Below are 16,503 nucleotides of genomic sequence, written 5' to 3' on the forward strand. Positions count from 1 at the left end.
CCCGTCTCAACGGCGGGCAATCCGTTATTCAAATTAACTGACGAGGCCCGGCAAATCTGCCGGCTTCTCATTCCCTGCGTAACCGCTATCATCATTGTTATCGACCCCTTATAAAAGAGCCCATCATGAACATCGTGCGTGCTAATCCTGAACAACTGTTTGAGTACGGACCTTTTACCGTACGCCGCCAGCGCCCCGGCGAGGCGTTAAGCCCACTGGTCAGCGTTGACCTGATGACGCTGAAACTCGATGCCCGTATTCCGATGCAGCTGCATCGCGATGAAGAGGTCTTTACCTATCTGTGGCGCGGATCGATGCGCCATCAGGACAGTAACGGTGAAAGCACCTCACTCTCTGCTAAGCGGGTGATGCTGGTCAACGCCGGTGATGGCGTACAGTATGAAGAGTCGGTTCCGCTGTATGAGGCGGAACTGTTGCAGGCGGTGATCCGACCGGCTGAGCGCGGCGGCGAAGGCATGACCCAGGTGCTGGAGCGCGATCAGGGTATTATGGCCAACGGCTGGACCGAGCTGGCAGGGCCGGAAACCTCTGACGCCCCGCTGGAGCTGCGGCAGGATGCGTACATCTACGACGCGCTGCTGGAGCGTGGTCATACGCTTGAGGTGCCGTCGCTGCCGGGTTTCGTCGCTTACATGACGGTGCTGGAGGGCGTGATTCGGATTGGTGAGGAGCGACTGTCTCGCGGTGACGCCGTCAGTGGCGTTGATGACGCGCTGGAAATTGTTGGTGACCGTGACGCCAACCTGATCTGCTTTCTGGTTAAACCTGACAGCGTGGTATAACCCTGCGCGGGAATCGTTCCCGCGCTAATAACCTTTGGTTCTGATCGCGGCGTTACTGCGACCGTTGCTGCTGCATCGCCTGAACCCGCCTGAATATATGGTTGAACTGCCGCACATCGTCGCGCAGCCAGTGACGCTGAGTCAGCGGCGCATCATCCATCGCCTGGGGCAGCGGCACGCCGGCCAGCGATCCACGGCAACAAAACGCACGCGCCAGCGTCGGTGTTTCGATGCCAATATAACGGGCAAATTCAGGTAATGTCATTAATGCTGTACTCATCTCTCACCTCCTGAACGGATTACCAGCCTGCATTTTCGGTCCATTTCTTAAATGCTTTTATTGATCTGAAACAGAGATGTGTTACTAATCATCTGCCTGTTACTGAAATTGCCCGCAGCCGACCGCCAAACCACCAAGAAGTGAGGATACCGTGCGCCGTTATGGATTGATGAGTCTGCTATTTGTTTCAGCATTAAGTTGCGCACATACTCTGGTTCCCGGTCAGCCGGTTCCCCCGGTTTACATTGCCGATAAAGGCGAGATGGTCATCGAGCATGACGAGATTAATTACCAGCGCTGGAATAGCCAGACCCTGACCGGTAAAGTCAGGTTAATTATTCATGTTGCGGGTCGCCTGTCGGCCAAAGAGCAGAGCGCAGGATTAATCGAGGCGATCCAGCAGGCGAATTTGCCGCGTCAGGGTTTCCAGACCACCACCATTGTGAATACCGACGATGCCCTGCCCGGCAGCGGTCTGTTTGTGGTTCGCAGCATCGCCTCAAGCAAGAAAGCCGCGCCGTGGCAGCAGTTTATTATTGATAACAGCGGCGTGACAGCCCACAGCTGGCAGCTCAAACCGGGCAACGCGGCGGTCGCGGTGATTGATCGTCAGGGCAGAGTTCGCTTCGCTAAAGATGGTGCATTAAGCGCTGAAGAGGTCGCCGGGATAATCAGCGAGCTGCGTCGTTTACTCGGCTAATCCGGCGTCTGTGCCAGGTGAAAATTCAGGTAAAGAAACGCTGAATGCTGCTGAATTTCCCAACTTTTTCGCGATCCTCAACTACTATTGTTTGAATGGATTTACCCGCCGTTCTTTGAAAACCTGCCAACTATGCTATGGCAGCCGGGGACGATTATTAAAGATGGCATCGAATCATTTCGACCTGCTGTGAATTCCTCTGTAGATAAGGACAGCCTTAATGACGGTCTGCGCAGAAAAACACGTCAATTCCACACACAGCGATGCAGCAAATCTGTTGAACGATATTGAGCAACGGCTCGACGCCTTGTTGCCGGTTGAAGGTGAACGTGATTTTGTTGGTGCGGCAATGCGCGAAGGCGCGCTGGCACCGGGTAAACGTATTCGTCCGATGCTGCTGCTGCTGGCGGCACGCGATCTCGGCTGTAAAGCCAGTCCGACCGGCCTGCTGGATCTCGCCTGTGCGGTTGAGATGGTCCACGCCGCTTCGCTTATTCTGGATGATATGCCCTGTATGGATGACGCGCTGATGCGGCGCGGACGTCCTACCATTCATTGCCAGTATGGTGAGCATGTGGCGATTCTGGCGGCGGTCGCGCTGCTGAGCAAAGCCTTTGGTGTGATTGCGACGGCGGAAAGCCTGTCGGCCAGCGCCCGAACGCAGGCGGTCAGCGAACTCTCCCATGCAATCGGGATGCAGGGGCTGGTGCAGGGCCAGTTTAAAGACCTGTCCGAAGGGGATAAACCACGCAGCGCTGACGCCATTCTGATGACCAATCACTTTAAAACCAGCACCCTGTTTTGTGCCTCGATGCAGATGGCCTCCATTGCCGCCGGTGCGTCAGATGACGTGCGCGAGCAGCTTCATCGCTTCTCACTCAATCTCGGGCAGGCCTTTCAGCTGCTGGATGATTTAACCGATGGCATGGGTGATACCGGTAAAGATATCAATCAGGACGCGGGCAAATCGACGCTGGTCAATCTGCTGGGTGCTCAGGCGGTGGAAAAACGCCTGCGAGACCATCTGCGTTGCGCTAGCGAACATCTTCTGCTGGCCTGCCATGACGGTTACGCCACACAACATTTCATTCAGGCCTGGTTTGAGAAAAAACTCGCTGCCGTCAGTTAAGGATGCTGCATGAGCCACTTTGCGGTGATTGCGCCGCCTTTCTTCAGCCACGTCCGGGCGCTTCAGCATCTCAGCCAGGCCTTGATTGCACGCGGTCATCGCGTGACGTTTATCCAGCAAACTGACGTCAGGGCATTACTCAACGACAGTGATATCGGTTTTTTCCCGCTGGGACTAGCCAGCCATCCGGCCGGCAGCCTGGCGCATACGCTGCAACTGGCGGCGCATCCGCTGGGTCCGTCAATGCTGAAACTGATCAACGAAATGGCCCGTACCAGCGATATGTTGTGTCGTGAACTGCCGGTGGTGCTTAACACGCTGGCGGTGGATGGGGTGATTGTTGATCAGATGGAACCGGCCGGCGCGCTGGCGGCGGAAGCGCTGGATCTGCCCTATGTGTCGGTGGCCTGCGCCCTGCCGCTTAACCGTGAAGCCGATTTTCCGCTGGCGGTGATGCCGTTTGACTATGGCACCAGCGATGCGGCGCGCGAGCGTTATCGCACCAGTGAAAAAATTTATGACTGGCTGATGCGGCGTCACGATCGGGTCATCGCCCGCAATGCCCATGCGCTGGGATTAGCGCCGCGGGAAAAACTGCATCACTGTTTTTCACCGCTGGCCCAGATCAGCCAGCTGGTTCCGGAATTTGATTTTCCGCGCCAGGCGCTGCCAGACCATTTTCACGCGGTCGGTCCACTGCGCGCCATTAAGCCGCCGTCATCACCTGCGCCACGCTACTTTCCACACGGCGATAAGCCGCGTATTTTTGCCTCGCTCGGCACGCTGCAGGGACACCGTTACGGCTTATTCAAAACTGTCGTCCGCGCCTGTCAGGAGCTGGATGCCCAGCTGCTGCTGGCGCACTGTGGTCGCCTGACACCGTTTCAGGCCGAGAAGCTGGCGCGTAGCAGCCAGACGCAGGTGGTCGATTTCGCCGACCAGGCTGCCGCCTTATCCCAGGCGGATCTGGTGATAACCCACGGCGGCATGAATACCGTGCTGGACGCCATCAATCATCTGACGCCGCTGCTGGCGATTCCGCTGGCTTTTGATCAGCCTGGCGTTGCCGCACGCATCGTTTATCACGGCGTGGGCCGGCGCGTTTCCCGTTTCGCCACCAGCCACGCTATGGCCCGGCAACTGCAGGCGCTGCTCGATGACGACAGCTACCGGCAACAGATGAGCCGGATGCGTCACGCCGTTACCACGGCGGGCGGCACCGCGCTGGCAGCAGACATTGTCGAACAGGCGATGCTGACCCGCAGGCCCGTTTTGAGCCGGAGGGATTATGCCGTCGTATGATCTGATTCTGGTCGGCGGCGGGCTGGCGAATGGCTTAATCGCGTTACGCCTGCGCCAGCAACATCCGTCACTGCGTATTCTGCTGATTGAGGCTGAGAGCCAGCCCGGTGCTAATCATACCTGGTCGTTTCACGCCGAGGATCTCAGCGAAACCCAGCACCGCTGGATCGCCCCGCTGGTGGTTCATCACTGGCCGGGCTATCAGGTGCGTTTTCCCCAGCGCCACCGCAGCCTGAACAGCGGTTATTTTTGCGTGACCGCCGAGCGCTTCGCGGAGGTGATGCGCGATCGTTTTCAACAGCATCTGTTGCTGAACACCGCGGTTGAAAGCGTGGCGTCACGCTCGGTAACCCTGGCCGATGGCCGTGTGCTGGAGGCCAGCGCCGTGATTGATGGCCGGGGTTATCAGCCGGATGCGGCGTTACGCATGGGATTTCAGGCGTTTGTCGGGCAGGAGTGGCAACTGAGCCAGCCGCACGGTCTCACCACGCCGATCATTATGGATGCAACGGTCGATCAACAGGCAGGTTACCGCTTTGTCTATAGCCTGCCCTTCTCAGCCGATACCCTGCTGATTGAAGATACCCACTATATTGATGACGCCACGCTGAGCGCCGATCGCGCGCGGCAAAATATTCGCGACTATGCTGCTCGTCAGGGCTGGCAGTTAACGCGGCTGCTGCGTGAAGAACAGGGTGCGCTGCCGATTACCCTGACCGGCGACATTGACGCCTTCTGGCAGACCCGCGATCTGCCGTGCAGCGGATTGCGCGCCGGGCTGTTTCATCCCACCACCGGTTACTCCCTGCCGCTGGCGGTGGCGCTGGCCGATCGGCTGGCGCAGATGACCACCTTTAACCCGGATACGCTGCACGCCACTATTCAACACTTCGCCAGCCAGGCCTGGCAGCAACAGCGCTTCTTTCGCATGCTGAACCGGATGCTGTTTCTGGCCGGTCCGGCTGACCAGCGCTGGCAGGTGATGCAACGTTTTTACGGCCTGCCGGAAGGCCTGATCGCCCGTTTTTATGCGGGAAAACTCACTTTGCCTGATCGGCTGCGCATTTTAAGCGGCAAGCCACCGGTTCCCGTACTGGCTGCGTTACAGGCTGTTATGACTCCTCACCGTCAACAGGCGATGCAATGAAAAGAACCACAGTTATTGGCGCAGGCTTTGGTGGCCTGGCGCTGGCGATCCGCCTTCAGGCTGCAGACATCCCGACCCGACTGCTGGAGCAGCGCGATAAGCCAGGCGGTCGGGCCTATGTTTATCAGGATCAGGGCTATACCTTCGACGCTGGCCCGACGGTCATTACCGATCCCAGCGCCATCGAAGAGCTGTTCACGCTGGCCGGTAAGCAGCTTTCCGATTATGTCGAACTGCTGCCGGTGAAACCGTTTTATCGCCTGTGCTGGGAGTCTGGCAAGGTCTTCAGCTACGACAATGACCAGCCAGCGCTGGAGGCACAGATTGCCGCTTTCAATCCGCGTGACGTTGAAGGCTATCGCCGCTTCCTCGCCTATTCGCGCGCGGTGTTTGCCGAGGGTTATCTGAAGCTCGGCACCGTGCCGTTTTTATCCTTCCGCGATATGCTGCGCGCCGCGCCACAGCTGGCTAAATTGCAGGCGTGGCGCAGTGTTTACAGCAAGGTCGCGAGCTACATCGAAGATGAGCATCTGCGCCAGGCGTTCTCTTTTCACTCGCTGCTGGTGGGTGGAAATCCGTTTGCCACCTCGTCGATTTATACCCTGATCCATGCGCTGGAGCGTGAATGGGGCGTCTGGTTCCCGCGCGGTGGTACCGGTGCGCTGGTACAGGGCATGGTGAAGCTGTTTGAAGATCTGGGTGGGGAAGTGGAGCTGAATGCCAAAGTCGCCCGACTGGAAACCGCCGGAGATAAGATCACTGCGGTTCACCTTCAGGACGGGCGGGTATTGCCAACCACCGCTGTGGCTTCCAATGCCGACGTGGTCCATACCTACCGCGATCTGCTGAGTCAGCACCCGGCATCGGTCGCGCAGGGAGAAACCCTGCAGGGCAAACGAATGAGTAACTCGCTGTTTGTGCTCTACTTTGGCCTGAATCATCATCACGATCAGCTCGCGCACCACACCGTTTGCTTTGGGCCGCGCTATCGCGAATTAATCGATGAAATTTTCAATCGCGATGGTCTGGCTGAGGACTTTTCACTTTACCTGCATGCGCCGTGCGTCACCGATCCGTCGCTTGCCCCGCCGGGCTGCGGCAGTTACTACGTGCTGGCGCCGGTGCCGCATCTCGGCACCGCCGATCTCGACTGGGCCGTCGAAGGCCCGAAACTGCGCGACCGTATCTTTGACTATCTTGAGCAGCACTACATGCCAGGCCTGCGCAGCCAGCTGGTGACGCATCGGATGTTCACGCCGTTTGATTTCCGCGATGAGCTGAATGCGTATCAGGGCTCCGCCTTCTCGGTGGAGCCGATCCTGACTCAGAGTGCCTGGTTCCGGCCGCACAACCGCGATAAGCATATCAACAATCTCTATCTGGTTGGCGCAGGTACCCATCCTGGCGCGGGCATTCCCGGCGTGATTGGATCGGCGAAAGCGACAGCGGGATTAATGCTGGAGGATCTGGCTTGAATAATGCGTCATTACTCGATCATGCCGTTGAAACCATGGAGGTGGGATCGAAAAGTTTTGCCACCGCCTCGAAGTTGTTTGATGCCAAAACCCGGCGCAGCGTGTTGATGCTTTATGCGTGGTGCCGCCACTGTGATGACGTGATTGACGATCAGGTACTGGGTTTCAGCAACGATACCCCTTCGCTGCAATCACCTGAACAGCGGCTGGCGCAGCTGGAGATGAAAACGCGCCAGGCTTACGCCGGCTCGCAGATGCATGAACCGGCCTTTGCCGCGTTTCAGGAAGTCGCGATGGCGCACGATATCCTGCCTGCTTATGCCTTTGATCATCTGGCCGGTTTTGCGATGGACGTGCGCGGTGCGCGTTATCAGACGCTGGATGATACCCTGCGCTACTGCTATCACGTAGCGGGCGTGGTGGGTCTGATGATGGCGCAGATCATGGGCGTACGCGATAAGCCAACGCTCGATCGTGCCTGCGATTTAGGCCTGGCCTTTCAGCTGACCAATATTGCGCGCGACATTGTCGACGATGCGCAAGCGGGCCGCTGCTATCTGCCCGCGGCGTGGCTGGCTGAAGAAGGATTAACCACAGAAAACCTGGCCGCGCCTGAACATCGTCAGGCATTGAGCCGGATTGCGCGGCGGCTGGTGCAGCACGCGGAACCCTATTATCACTCCGCCACCGCGGGTTTAGCCGGCTTACCGTTGCGCTCGGCATGGGCGATCGCCACGGCAAAGCAGGTGTACCGTAAGATTGGGATGAAGGTCGATGAGGCGGGTCAGCAGGCGTGGGATCAGCGCCAGTCCACCAGCACACCCGAGAAACTGGCGCTGCTGGTGGCGGCTTCAGGCCAGGCGATTACTTCCCGGCTGGCGCGTCATGCTCCTCGTCCGGCACATCTCTGGCAGCGCCCGCTTTAGCGCCGTGACGTTCCCGTAGCGTCGCCTGCAGCTTTGACAGCGGCGGCGCGTACAGGAAGCCAAACGACACGCAGCCCTCTTTACCGCGCACTGCGTGATGCATCCGGTGCGCCATATAGAGACGGCGGAAATAGCCGCGACGCGGAATATAGCGAAACGGCCAGCGCTGATGCACCAGCCCGTCATGCACCATAAAATAGAGCAGGCCATATACCGTCATGCCCGCGCCGATCCACTGCAGCGGCCAGAAGCCGATGCTGCCGAGATAAATCAGCAGAATCGCCAGCCCGGCGAACAACACCGCGTACATATCGTTGAGTTCAAACCAGCCTTTGTGCGGCTCGTGATGTGAAAGATGCCAGCCCCAACCCCAGCCATGCATGATATATCTGTGTGCCAGCGCAGCCGTTATCTCCATGCCAATAACGGTGGCCAGAACAATCAGGGCATTCCAAATCCACAACATAGTTTCTCCCGAACATGCATCCTGCAAAGTGGCGTAAAGGTCAATTTTAACAGAGTTCAGGAAAAACAGCGGCGCCTGAACGAAGCAGCCGCAAACTCAGGCGTCAGAATTAAAAATCCGCCTTCAGTACGATGCGATAATGGGCTTTCCCGGCACGCAGATGGTCGAGCGCCTGATTGATTTGCGACATCGGAAAATACTCCACTACCGGCGCGATATCGGCGCGGGTCGCCAGTTTTAACAGCGCCCGGAGCTGAACCGGCGATCCGGTAGAAGAACCGCTCAGGCTGCGATCGCCGACAATCAGGTTAAAGGCGGGCACGCTGAACGGCGTCATCACCGCACCCAGCGTATGAAATTTTCCATGCGGCGCCAGGGCGGTAAAATAGGGCTGCCAGTCAAGATCGACCGCAACGGTGTTAATGATTAAATCAAACTGCCCCGCCAGCGCAGTCAGCGCCTGAGGATCGCGGCTGTCGACCACCTGATTTGCCCCCAGCGCCAGCACTGACGGCGTCTTTTCGCTTGTCGAGCTGAATGCGGTAACCTCGGCCCCCAGCGCGCGCAGAATTTTGATCGCCATGTGACCCAGGCCGCCGATACCAATGACCCCGACATGACTAAGGGCTGTGATGTTGTGCATCAGCAGCGGTTTAAACACCGTCATGCCGCCACATAACAGCGGGCCTGCGCTGGCGGCATCCAGCGCCTCAGGTAGCGGGATCACCCATTGCCAGTCCGCCCGCAGTCGTTCGGCAAATCCGCCATGATTATTAATGGTGGAGACTTTTCCCCGCCGACAGTTAACCTGATCGCCGCTCAGGCAGGCATCGCAATAGTGGCAACTCTTCGCCGTCCAGCCGATGCCGACGCGCTGACCAATATGCAGCCCTTTTTGCTGCGCACCGTCGCCCAATACCACGATGCGGCCAATCACCTCATGTCCCGCCACCAGCGGATAGGTCGATCCGCCCCAGGCATTATCAATCATTGAGAGATCGGAGTGACAGATGCCGCAGTATTCTACCGCGACCTCAACCTCTTCTGACTGCAGCGGTCCGGGCTGGTATTCATAGGGCTGTAGCGCTTCGCCGGGATGAAGAGCGGCATAACTTTTGATACTCATTCTCTTTCCTCAATCAACGGATGAATGCATCGCCGGGGGATAACGTGGGCAACTCAAGGGTCAGCTTAGCAACAGACAGCCGTCATAAGCTGCTGTTAATGTGCAGCTTTCATCGGTTAAATGCGGAATTTTTCTGCCGCACAGCGGATGCTGCGCGAGAGCGGTCAGAGCGGGTCGTGATTAAGGGGAGTGCGGAAAGCATGACGCGCCGCGGACATCAGCTGGCTGGCCGTCACGGTGGCCGGTAATCGCATCAGAATTTTGCTCGCCTGCCAGTAACACAACACCAGCATCTCATCTTCTTCCTTTTCAGCCAGTTCGCGCAGCCTCGCCCGCAGAGACAAGACGTTAATCGACTGATGTTCATCCAGCATGTCAGAGATGGTCTGATTAATGATGTGGTGAAGAGTTTTCCAGGAGAGATCTGTCTGCAAAATTAACCTCTTTTAACGCTATTTGGCTCCGGGCAAAGGTATAGCGGAATGTATCGCAGCATCGGGTCTGCAAGTTAATGGCTCTGAAGTCTGGTGATAACTATAGCTGCTTCTTAACGCTTGCGCCGGGCCAGGCCGTCAGAATTCCAAAAGCCGATGAGTTTAAATCTTTTTGTCGCGCGTTGTCTCGTTTTACGCCGCCAGTTCGGTTCAAACGGCGATTTTTTTAACAGTTTTTCTGCGCGCGTAACTGAATGATGTGGCTGACTTTTTAGCTGGTTCCTGTGCTGTGATGACGGGTTCGCGACCGATCGCTACCCGTTTGTGCATCGGGCGAAAAATTCAGTGCTTTCTGACAACCATTCAGGTGTTCATATCTCATCAATACAAGTTGGCGGCATGATCCGATCAACCTGCCTTTTCCTGGCTGAAATTCAGACCACCCGACGCCGGGCTATATTTCGCAATAATTTCCCGCTTGCCTGTCGTTGTTTCAGTTCCGATAATCGCTATCTACTTTTTTATATAACGAGAAACGACATGGCTTTATTACGATATTCGGCGCTTTTACTGGGAATGGGTTTAACCGCATCGGCGCTCGCCGGTAACGATATTCACGTTACCTATGCGGGCTCAATGGGCAAGGTGATGGATGAAGGTCTTGGGCCCGCCTTCGCCCGTCAGCAGAACAGCCATTATCAGGGTCAGGGACAGGGCGCTTACGGAATGGCACGCCTGCTGGCCAGTAAGAAACTGACCGCCGATGTGTTTGTTTCGATTACGCCGGGTCCGATGCGCATTCTGAAACAGGCCGGACTGATCGATAACGCGGTTCCGGTTGCCAGCACCCGCATGGTGATTGCCTATAACCCGAAAGGAAAATATGCCCAACAGTTTGCTGCGTTAAACGGCAACGATAGCCGCTGGCTGGATCTGCTGGCGACGCCGGGACTAAAATTTGGCCGCACCGATCCGGTCAACGATCCTAAAGGTCAGAATATTGTTTTTACCCTGCTGCTGGCAGAGAAGTTTTACCAGAAGCCGGGTATGGCAGAGAAGATTATGGGCGGGGTGCAAAATCCGGCGCAGGTTAACCTTGAAGGCGGCTTGCTGACGCGGCTGGAAAGCGGTCAGGTGGATGCGGCAGCGGGTTATGAAAGTGAAGTGCGTTCAGCGCACCTGCCTTATCTGTCCCTGCCGGACGCCATCAATCTCAGCAATCCGGCCGAGGCGAAACAGTGGTACGACACCGTGAGTTTCACGCTGAAAGACAGTCAGGGCCATGACAAAACGCTGCATACCCAACCGCTGGTCTATTACGCAGCGGTGCTGAAAAACGCCCCACACGGCGAACAGACCGGTCAGGCTTTTATCGATTTTTTGCGCAGCCCACAGGGTCAGCAGCTGTTTCAGCAATATGGTTACGCCGCCGCCAAAGGTGATGCGATCTGGCCATGAGACGACCGCCGGCCACTGCACTGTGGCTCTCTCTGCCCGCCTTGCTGATGCTGGCCGTCCCGTTTGTCACGTTGATCGGCCTGACTCACTGGACTCACTTCCGGCTGGCGTGGGGTGACAGCAACGCCATTGCCACCTCGCTGGTTCTCGGTGCCGTTTCCCTGATGCTGGTGATCCTCAGTGGCCTGCCGCTGGCCTGGTGGCTGGCGCAGGCGCGTGGTAAACCCCGGCTGGTGGCTGAATTGCTGGTGCTGATCCCGCTGCTGACGCCACCGCTGGCGATGGGCATCTTACTGGTCAGCGCCTGGGGACCTTACAGCCCGGCCGGTTCACTGCTGGCGCGGGCCGGTATTGCGCTGACCAACAATCCTGCCGCCTTTGTGCTGGCACAGTGGTACGGCGCCCTGCCCTATTTTGTGATGGCGGCACGCGCCGCCTTTGCCGACGTGCCGGTGGTGATTCTGGAGGCAGGCCGGACGCTGGGCGCCTCGCCGTGGCAACGCTTCTGGCGGTTATCCTTACCGCTGGCATCGTCAGGCTTAGCCACCGCAGTGGCACTGGCCTGGGTTCGGGCAATGGGGGAATTTGGTATCGTGATGATTTTTGCCTATTTTCCGCAGGGGATGCCGGTTAAGCTGTACAACAATTTGCAGAATGATGGTGTGGACGCGGTTTATGTCCTGCTGTGGTTACTGCTGCTGTTTACTCTACCGGTCCCGCTGGCCTGCTTCGCGCTTACCCGTCGTAATGCGCAGAACCGTCGCCAGATGCTGCCCTGAATCGAGGATTTCCTGATGGCAATGACGCTGGAACAACTGCAAGACAAATATCCGGATGCAAATGCGGCATCGCTCGGCGACTCACCTGAACTCGCCAGCCAGCTGGCGACGCTGGTGATTGCCGGAAAAAAAGTTGCCAGCTGTGGTTCACTGCACAGCTGGCAGGATGATGAAGACAAACCTGAACCGGGCCGTCACAGCATTATCCTCAATGGTGAACAGCGGCCGGTCTGCGTGATCCGCACTACCGGTCTGTTCCTGACCCGCTTTGACCGCGTCACGCCTGAGATGGCGATGCTGGAAGGCGAAGGCGATCTCAGTCTGGAATACTGGCAACAGGAGCATCAGCGCTTTTTCCAGCGGGAAGGCTATTTCCATCCTGAGATGGAACTGGTGTTTGAAACCTTCCAGCTGGTTGAAGTGATCTGATTCACTTCGGCTGATTTGCGCTACAGGCTGTTGGCCGCCATCAGTGCCAGGCGCGGGAAACCGCGTGCCTGTAACAGCTCCGCCGCCTGTGCCGCACGCATCCCGCTGGCGCACACCAGCACGATGCGTTGATCCGCGGGCGGCTGCCAGTCCGCTATCTGCTGCGGCAGGATTCGCTGCACCTTCTCTGCCACGCTGACCGGCGCTTCCTCCCGGCTGCGCAATTCAACAATACAGTCCCTGGCGGTCAGCATCGGCAGATCGATAAAAGGTATGCCAGGCACTGCCGGTTCCGGCGCATCATCAAAGCGAAACTGCCGCAGATGCCAGTTGATAAAATCACAGTGGATCATGCAACCCAGCGGAGAGGGCGTCAGCTTCAGCAACAGGCTCAGCGCCATCTGCGCCTGCAAAGCGCCCAGCGTCGCCACCGCCGGTCCCATCACGCCCGCCGTGTTGCAGTTGCCTGCCGTGGTGGGCAGTTGCGGAAACAGCGCACGATAGCCGGGCGCACCGCCGCAGAAACCGCCGACGTACCCTTTGCGACCCAGTACCGACGCACAGACCAGCGGCAGGCTTCGCAGCAGACAGGCATCCGACAGCTGATAGGTAATCGCGAAGTTATCAGCCGCATCAATAACCAGATCGATCGCGTCGAGCGCCTCTGGCAGCAGGCTGGCCGTTAACACCTGCGCCCGCGCGTCTACCTCACAGTCAGGATTGCGCTGAATCAGCGCCCGACGGGCGGCTGACACTTTTGGCTCACCGATATCCGCCATGCCGAACAGCGTCTGGCGATGCAGATTATGCAGCTCAACCCGATCGCCATCGTAAAGACGGATAAACCCCACGCCCGCACCAGCCAGCAACGGCAGCACGGTTGAACCGAGTCCGCCTGCGCCGACCACCAGCACCCGTGCCGCGCGTAAGCGCTGCTGCCCCGTTTCGCCGATTTCCGGCAACATGGTTTGTCGCTGATAACGATCCATCACGGCTCCTTAGCTGAACTGTGCCAGCCCGAAAATCGGGGTGGATGCGGCGGCCATATCGCGTTGCTCCATCAGACCGGCCTGATATGCCTGATGTCCGGCCGCGATAGCGGCGGAGAATGCCGTCGCCATCTGCACCGGATCGCGTGCTTTCGCCACCGCGGTGTTGAGCAGAACGCCATCGAATCCCATCTCCATCGCCTGCGCCGCCTGGCTGGGCGCACCGATGCCCGCATCAATAATCAGCGGCACATCCCTGAACCAGGCGCGCATCGTTTTCAGCCCTTCAATATTACGCAGACCCTGTCCCGAGCCAATCGGCGCGCCCCACGGCATCAGCACTTCACAGCCCGCCTCAAGCAGTTTTTCGCCGACAATCAGATCTTCAGTGGTATAGGGAAAGACCTGAAAACCCTCGGCGCAGAGAATGCGCGCCGCCTCTACCAGCGCAAAGGGATCGGGCTGCAAGGTATCGGCGTGGCCAATCACTTCCAGCTTAATCCACGGCGTGCCAAACAGTTCACGCGCCATCAGCGCAGTGGTTACCGCCTCTTTAACGGTGTGGCAACCGGCGGTATTTGGCAGAATGCGGGTGTTGAGCTGTTGCAACAGTTCACGGAAAGCGCCGCCCGCGCTGCCTTCGCGCCGTAAACTCACGGTGATGATCTCTGTCTCCGAAGCCGCAATCGCCTGCTGCAGAATAGCGGGCGACGGATAGCCTGCCGTGCCCAGTAAAAACCGCGATGATGGCGTATGTTGATAAAACATGCTTAACCTCCCTGCATCGGTGACAGCACTTCCAGCTGATTCCCGGCTTCGAGACGCTGGCTGGCGTAACGGGCGCGCGGCACAAATTCACCGTTCAGCGCCGTGGCAACCGTGGCCGGATCGATCTGCTGCTCCTGCAACAGTTCGGCTACTGTGCGCGCCGCGGTATCGATGCCGCGTCCATTCAGTTCAATTCGCATGAGTCATCTCCTGAGTCAGTTGCTGGATAAATTGTTCAGCCATCATCGGCGCCAGCAGGAAGCCGTGGCGATAAAGTCCATTGATCGAGAAAACCCCGTTTTGATAGCGGACTTCGGGCAGGTTGTGGCGGTAAGCGGGACGCAGGCCGGTGCCGCTCTCCAGCACGCGCGCTTCGGCCAGGGCCGGATGCAGGGTATAGGCGGCGCTGAGCAGTTCCATCATGGCACGCGCGCTGATCGGGCTACTGTCATGGCTCTCCACCATAGTGGCGCCCAGCATAAAGACCCCATCGGCACGCGGCACCAGATAACAGGGGAAGCGCGGATGCAGCAGGCGAACGGGACGGGAAAGAGTGAGGTCAGGCGCGTGCAGGATCAGCATTTCGCCGCGCACCGCCCGCAGCGCGGGTTGCATCTCGGCGGCGTGGATGCCCCGGCAATCAATAATCTGACCGCCGGGCGCGCCGGAATGAAAGGACACGTCGGCCGCCAGCAAACGCTGCTGCAATTGCTTTAGCGCACTGCGCGGATCGAGATGGGCTTCAGCGGCAAAAAATAGCCCGCGAGCAAAACGATTTTCCAGCGCCGGTTCAATTTCACCGGGCGTGACCCATTGGTGCTGATGAGTCAGACTGGCGAAGCGGATCAGTTCGCGGCTGTCGCGCGGCGGCGCAACCACCAGCGTGCCGTGCTGCACAACGCCCTCAATCCGCTGCGCCCACCAGGCCGCGGCGTGCTGACCCCACTCAATGACCTGCGGCGGCGCACTCTCCGCTTCGCACCAGGGCGCCAGCATCCCGCCAGCCCAGTGAGAGGCCGCAAGACATTCAGGACGGGTAATGACTTCAACTGTTTCACCGCGCTCTGCCAGCAGCGTGGCTACGCACAGCCCGGCCACACCACTGCCGAGTACCGACCAGCGGCTCATGCTGTCCGCCCTGCGGGCGTTGCGTCATTCAGGATAGGATGGTTCATAGTGGCCTCGTCGTAACTACGCGAAGACCCGGGATACCAGAAGGGAAAAAAGCGAGAGCATGAATGGCGATGCCCTTGCGGCAAGCATCTGCAAAGAGCGGATGCCCGTCTTCCTACGCCAGTATCAACTGGGTCAGGTTCAAAGGGTCGCTAAGCCGCGCGCTGCGCTATTAGCCTCTCAGTCTCTCTGGCGAGACTCCCCTGACGGGTTCTAGTTTTAAGTTAAGCGGGCAGGTTCGTCAAGTGAAGGGCCGATGATCGATCACAACCGCTGCAAGTATGTCAGCAGTCGGCGGTCAGCCCGATAACGCCGGGTAGAAATAACGATCGTTTCAGAGCCAAACCATCACGCAGCCAGCTGGCAGGCTCACTGCGCCAGTTGTTTATCAGCAGGGGATAAGAGTTTGACGCCAGAGAGATCAACCCACTCGCGCGCCCGATTAAGATCGTAGGATGCCTGCATCGCCAGCCAGAGCCGGGCCGCAATGCCCAAACCGGCTTCAAGCCGGAGCGCCATTTCGGGGCTGATCGCGGTTTTACCGGCTGCCACCTTACTCAGCGCCGATGGTGAGACGCCAATATGGCGGGCCAGACTGCGCAGACTCATCTGATGATCGTCGAGGTATTCCGTAATCAATCCTCCCGGATGGGGTGGGTTAATCATTGTCATTAGTGATAATCCTCAAGGTTCAGAATATAGACATCACCGTCGAGAAATTCGAAAGTGATGCGCCAGTTAGCACGCACGGTTATCGCGTAAAGATGGCATTTGTCACCTTTCAGTGTATGAAAGTTGAACCCCTGAAAGTGCCTGAATTCATTAATTGTCATGGCATTATCCAGCACCATCAGCCGCAGCATGATCCGATCAATATCTTTTGCCTGCAGACCGCTCGTGTCACCTTTTTCGTATAGCCTTTGCAATCCCTTATGCTTCCAGCTTTTAATCACGTTGATCACTCCTGTTTCTCAACGGGAAACAATATAGCAAGGTGTTTCCCTTCAGGCAACAAAATTCCCCGACCAGCCCAGCAATGAGCGGTCCGAAAAGAGTATCAATAGCTGAAACGGTGTCGTCCAGATAGGTTTGTGATGGCCTGCAGGAATTCAGAGCGGC

General features: G+C 57.9%; 20 protein-coding genes and 1 riboswitch. Of the genes, 10 read left to right on the plus strand and 10 right to left on the minus strand.

Going from position 1 to position 16,503, the window contains the following annotated elements; all coding sequences use genetic code 11:
- Nucleotides 1-125 precede the first annotated feature (125 nt).
- Nucleotides 126-803 carry a pirin family protein gene (locus ACX3P5_RS22675; RefSeq protein ID WP_233988588.1) on the plus strand — a complete coding sequence of 226 codons (678 nt, stop codon included), beginning with the start codon at nucleotides 126-128 and terminating at the stop codon, nucleotides 801-803.
- A gap of 52 nt (nucleotides 804-855) precedes the next feature.
- On the opposite strand, the gene ACX3P5_RS22680 is transcribed toward ACX3P5_RS22675, so the two are convergent.
- Entirely contained in the window at nucleotides 856-1,083 is a 228-nt protein-coding gene (locus ACX3P5_RS22680) for a hypothetical protein (RefSeq protein ID WP_233988587.1), read from the minus strand.
- Between the two features lie 169 nt (nucleotides 1,084-1,252).
- On the opposite strand from ACX3P5_RS22680, the gene ACX3P5_RS22685 reads away from it, so the two are divergent.
- The 6 genes from ACX3P5_RS22685 to crtB all read left to right on the plus strand — a co-directional run bounded on the left by ACX3P5_RS22685 (nucleotide 1,253) and on the right by crtB (nucleotide 7,762).
- On the plus strand, nucleotides 1,253-1,783 hold the full coding sequence (locus ACX3P5_RS22685; RefSeq protein WP_233988586.1) for a YtfJ family protein: 531 nt from the start codon (nucleotides 1,253-1,255) through the stop codon (nucleotides 1,781-1,783).
- 220 nt (nucleotides 1,784-2,003) lie between these two features.
- Nucleotides 2,004-2,912, plus strand: coding sequence for a polyprenyl synthetase family protein (locus ACX3P5_RS22690; protein ID WP_458969448.1), 909 nt, complete (start codon nucleotides 2,004-2,006; stop codon nucleotides 2,910-2,912).
- Between the two features lie 9 nt (nucleotides 2,913-2,921).
- Complete coding sequence (locus ACX3P5_RS22695) at nucleotides 2,922-4,214, plus strand: glycosyltransferase (protein WP_458969449.1); 1,293 nt, start codon at nucleotides 2,922-2,924, stop codon at nucleotides 4,212-4,214.
- Nucleotides 4,201-5,361 (plus strand): lycopene beta-cyclase CrtY, encoded by a 1,161-nt coding sequence (crtY, locus tag ACX3P5_RS22700; protein ID WP_458969450.1) that lies wholly within the window; start codon nucleotides 4,201-4,203, stop codon nucleotides 5,359-5,361. The genes ACX3P5_RS22695 and crtY overlap by 14 nt, the downstream gene beginning before the upstream one ends.
- A complete protein-coding gene (locus tag ACX3P5_RS22705) occupies nucleotides 5,358-6,836 on the plus strand; it encodes a phytoene desaturase (protein WP_458969451.1) in 1,479 nt (492 codons plus the stop codon). The genes crtY and ACX3P5_RS22705 overlap by 4 nt, the downstream gene beginning before the upstream one ends.
- On the plus strand, nucleotides 6,833-7,762 hold the full coding sequence (gene crtB / locus ACX3P5_RS22710) for a 15-cis-phytoene synthase CrtB (RefSeq protein WP_233988581.1): 930 nt from the start codon (nucleotides 6,833-6,835) through the stop codon (nucleotides 7,760-7,762). The genes ACX3P5_RS22705 and crtB overlap by 4 nt, the downstream gene beginning before the upstream one ends.
- Here crtB and ACX3P5_RS22715 read toward each other — a convergent pair.
- The 3 genes from ACX3P5_RS22715 to ACX3P5_RS22725 all read right to left on the minus strand — a co-directional run bounded on the left by ACX3P5_RS22715 (nucleotide 7,701) and on the right by ACX3P5_RS22725 (nucleotide 9,788).
- The gene (locus ACX3P5_RS22715; protein WP_458969452.1) at nucleotides 7,701-8,228 is read right to left on the minus strand and encodes a sterol desaturase family protein; all 528 of its coding nucleotides are present in this window, start codon (nucleotides 8,226-8,228) and stop codon (nucleotides 7,701-7,703) included. The genes crtB and ACX3P5_RS22715 overlap by 62 nt on opposite strands.
- Before the next feature lie 109 nt (nucleotides 8,229-8,337).
- Nucleotides 8,338-9,354: an NADPH-dependent aldehyde reductase Ahr gene (gene ahr / locus ACX3P5_RS22720; RefSeq protein WP_233988579.1), complete on the minus strand. Its 1,017-nt coding sequence runs from the start codon at nucleotides 9,352-9,354 to the stop codon at nucleotides 8,338-8,340.
- Between the two features lie 164 nt (nucleotides 9,355-9,518).
- A complete protein-coding gene (locus ACX3P5_RS22725) occupies nucleotides 9,519-9,788 on the minus strand; it encodes a hypothetical protein (RefSeq protein WP_233988578.1) in 270 nt (89 codons plus the stop codon).
- A gap of 540 nt (nucleotides 9,789-10,328) precedes the next feature.
- Here ACX3P5_RS22725 and ACX3P5_RS22730 point away from each other — a divergent pair.
- Genes ACX3P5_RS22730 through ACX3P5_RS22740 form a run of 3 tightly spaced genes read left to right on the plus strand, consistent with a single transcriptional unit; the run spans nucleotide 10,329 to nucleotide 12,454 of the window.
- Nucleotides 10,329-11,246, plus strand: a complete 918-nt coding sequence (locus tag ACX3P5_RS22730; RefSeq protein ID WP_458969453.1) for an extracellular solute-binding protein — start codon at nucleotides 10,329-10,331, stop codon at nucleotides 11,244-11,246.
- A complete protein-coding gene (locus ACX3P5_RS22735) occupies nucleotides 11,243-12,025 on the plus strand; it encodes a molybdate ABC transporter permease subunit (protein ID WP_458969454.1) in 783 nt (260 codons plus the stop codon). The genes ACX3P5_RS22730 and ACX3P5_RS22735 overlap by 4 nt, the downstream gene beginning before the upstream one ends.
- A 15-nt stretch (nucleotides 12,026-12,040) precedes the next feature.
- Nucleotides 12,041-12,454 carry an ASCH domain-containing protein gene (locus ACX3P5_RS22740; RefSeq protein ID WP_233988575.1) on the plus strand — a complete coding sequence of 138 codons (414 nt, stop codon included), beginning with the start codon at nucleotides 12,041-12,043 and terminating at the stop codon, nucleotides 12,452-12,454.
- 20 nt (nucleotides 12,455-12,474) lie between these two features.
- Here ACX3P5_RS22740 and ACX3P5_RS22745 read toward each other — a convergent pair whose 3' ends face one another.
- From ACX3P5_RS22745 to ACX3P5_RS22770, 6 genes are all read right to left on the minus strand, one after another.
- Complete coding sequence (locus tag ACX3P5_RS22745; protein ID WP_233988574.1) at nucleotides 12,475-13,443, minus strand: HesA/MoeB/ThiF family protein; 969 nt, start codon at nucleotides 13,441-13,443, stop codon at nucleotides 12,475-12,477.
- Nucleotides 13,444-13,452: 9 nt separating this feature from the next.
- Entirely contained in the window at nucleotides 13,453-14,211 is a 759-nt protein-coding gene (locus ACX3P5_RS22750; RefSeq protein WP_233988573.1) for a thiazole synthase, read from the minus strand.
- 2 nt (nucleotides 14,212-14,213) lie between these two features.
- Nucleotides 14,214-14,411, minus strand: coding sequence for a sulfur carrier protein ThiS (thiS, locus tag ACX3P5_RS22755; RefSeq protein WP_336756270.1), 198 nt, complete (start codon nucleotides 14,409-14,411; stop codon nucleotides 14,214-14,216).
- A complete protein-coding gene (locus ACX3P5_RS22760; RefSeq protein WP_458969455.1) occupies nucleotides 14,401-15,339 on the minus strand; it encodes an FAD-dependent oxidoreductase in 939 nt (312 codons plus the stop codon). The genes thiS and ACX3P5_RS22760 overlap by 11 nt, the downstream gene beginning before the upstream one ends.
- 140 nt (nucleotides 15,340-15,479) lie before the next feature.
- Nucleotides 15,480-15,599: riboswitch (TPP riboswitch) on the minus strand.
- 154 nt (nucleotides 15,600-15,753) lie between these two features.
- The gene (locus ACX3P5_RS22765) at nucleotides 15,754-16,056 is read right to left on the minus strand and encodes a HigA family addiction module antitoxin (protein ID WP_094119058.1); all 303 of its coding nucleotides are present in this window, start codon (nucleotides 16,054-16,056) and stop codon (nucleotides 15,754-15,756) included.
- Entirely contained in the window at nucleotides 16,056-16,337 is a 282-nt protein-coding gene (locus ACX3P5_RS22770; protein WP_233988570.1) for a type II toxin-antitoxin system RelE/ParE family toxin, read from the minus strand. Before ACX3P5_RS22770 ends, ACX3P5_RS22765 begins: the two co-directional genes overlap by 1 nt.
- Between the last annotated feature and the right edge of the window lie 166 nt (nucleotides 16,338-16,503).

The organism is Pantoea sp. S-LA4, from assembly GCF_054482835.1.

Bases quoted from the DNA above. Each gene is read 5' to 3' on its own strand.
- crtY (WP_458969450.1), top strand. From the start codon at position 4,201: ATGCCGTCGTATGATCTGATTCTGGTCGGCGGCGGGCTGGCGAATGGC.
- ACX3P5_RS22730 (WP_458969453.1), top strand. From the start codon at position 10,329: ATGGCTTTATTACGATATTCGGCGCTTTTACTGGGAATGGGTTTAACC.
- ACX3P5_RS22765 (WP_094119058.1), bottom strand. From the start codon at position 16,056: ATGACAATGATTAACCCACCCCATCCGGGAGGATTGATTACGGAATAC.
- ACX3P5_RS22685 (WP_233988586.1), top strand. From the start codon at position 1,253: ATGAGTCTGCTATTTGTTTCAGCATTAAGTTGCGCACATACTCTGGTT.
- ACX3P5_RS22760 (WP_458969455.1), bottom strand. From the start codon at position 15,339: ATGAGCCGCTGGTCGGTACTCGGCAGTGGTGTGGCCGGGCTGTGCGTA.
- ACX3P5_RS22690 (WP_458969448.1), top strand. From the start codon at position 2,004: ATGACGGTCTGCGCAGAAAAACACGTCAATTCCACACACAGCGATGCA.
- ACX3P5_RS22675 (WP_233988588.1), top strand. From the start codon at position 126: ATGAACATCGTGCGTGCTAATCCTGAACAACTGTTTGAGTACGGACCT.
- ahr (WP_233988579.1), bottom strand. From the start codon at position 9,354: ATGAGTATCAAAAGTTATGCCGCTCTTCATCCCGGCGAAGCGCTACAG.
- ACX3P5_RS22715 (WP_458969452.1), bottom strand. From the start codon at position 8,228: ATGTTGTGGATTTGGAATGCCCTGATTGTTCTGGCCACCGTTATTGGC.
- ACX3P5_RS22740 (WP_233988575.1), top strand. From the start codon at position 12,041: ATGGCAATGACGCTGGAACAACTGCAAGACAAATATCCGGATGCAAAT.
- ACX3P5_RS22695 (WP_458969449.1), top strand. From the start codon at position 2,922: ATGAGCCACTTTGCGGTGATTGCGCCGCCTTTCTTCAGCCACGTCCGG.
- ACX3P5_RS22750 (WP_233988573.1), bottom strand. From the start codon at position 14,211: ATGTTTTATCAACATACGCCATCATCGCGGTTTTTACTGGGCACGGCA.
- ACX3P5_RS22745 (WP_233988574.1), bottom strand. From the start codon at position 13,443: ATGGATCGTTATCAGCGACAAACCATGTTGCCGGAAATCGGCGAAACG.
- ACX3P5_RS22680 (WP_233988587.1), bottom strand. From the start codon at position 1,083: ATGAGTACAGCATTAATGACATTACCTGAATTTGCCCGTTATATTGGC.
- ACX3P5_RS22705 (WP_458969451.1), top strand. From the start codon at position 5,358: ATGAAAAGAACCACAGTTATTGGCGCAGGCTTTGGTGGCCTGGCGCTG.
- thiS (WP_336756270.1), bottom strand. From the start codon at position 14,411: ATGCGAATTGAACTGAATGGACGCGGCATCGATACCGCGGCGCGCACA.
- ACX3P5_RS22735 (WP_458969454.1), top strand. From the start codon at position 11,243: ATGAGACGACCGCCGGCCACTGCACTGTGGCTCTCTCTGCCCGCCTTG.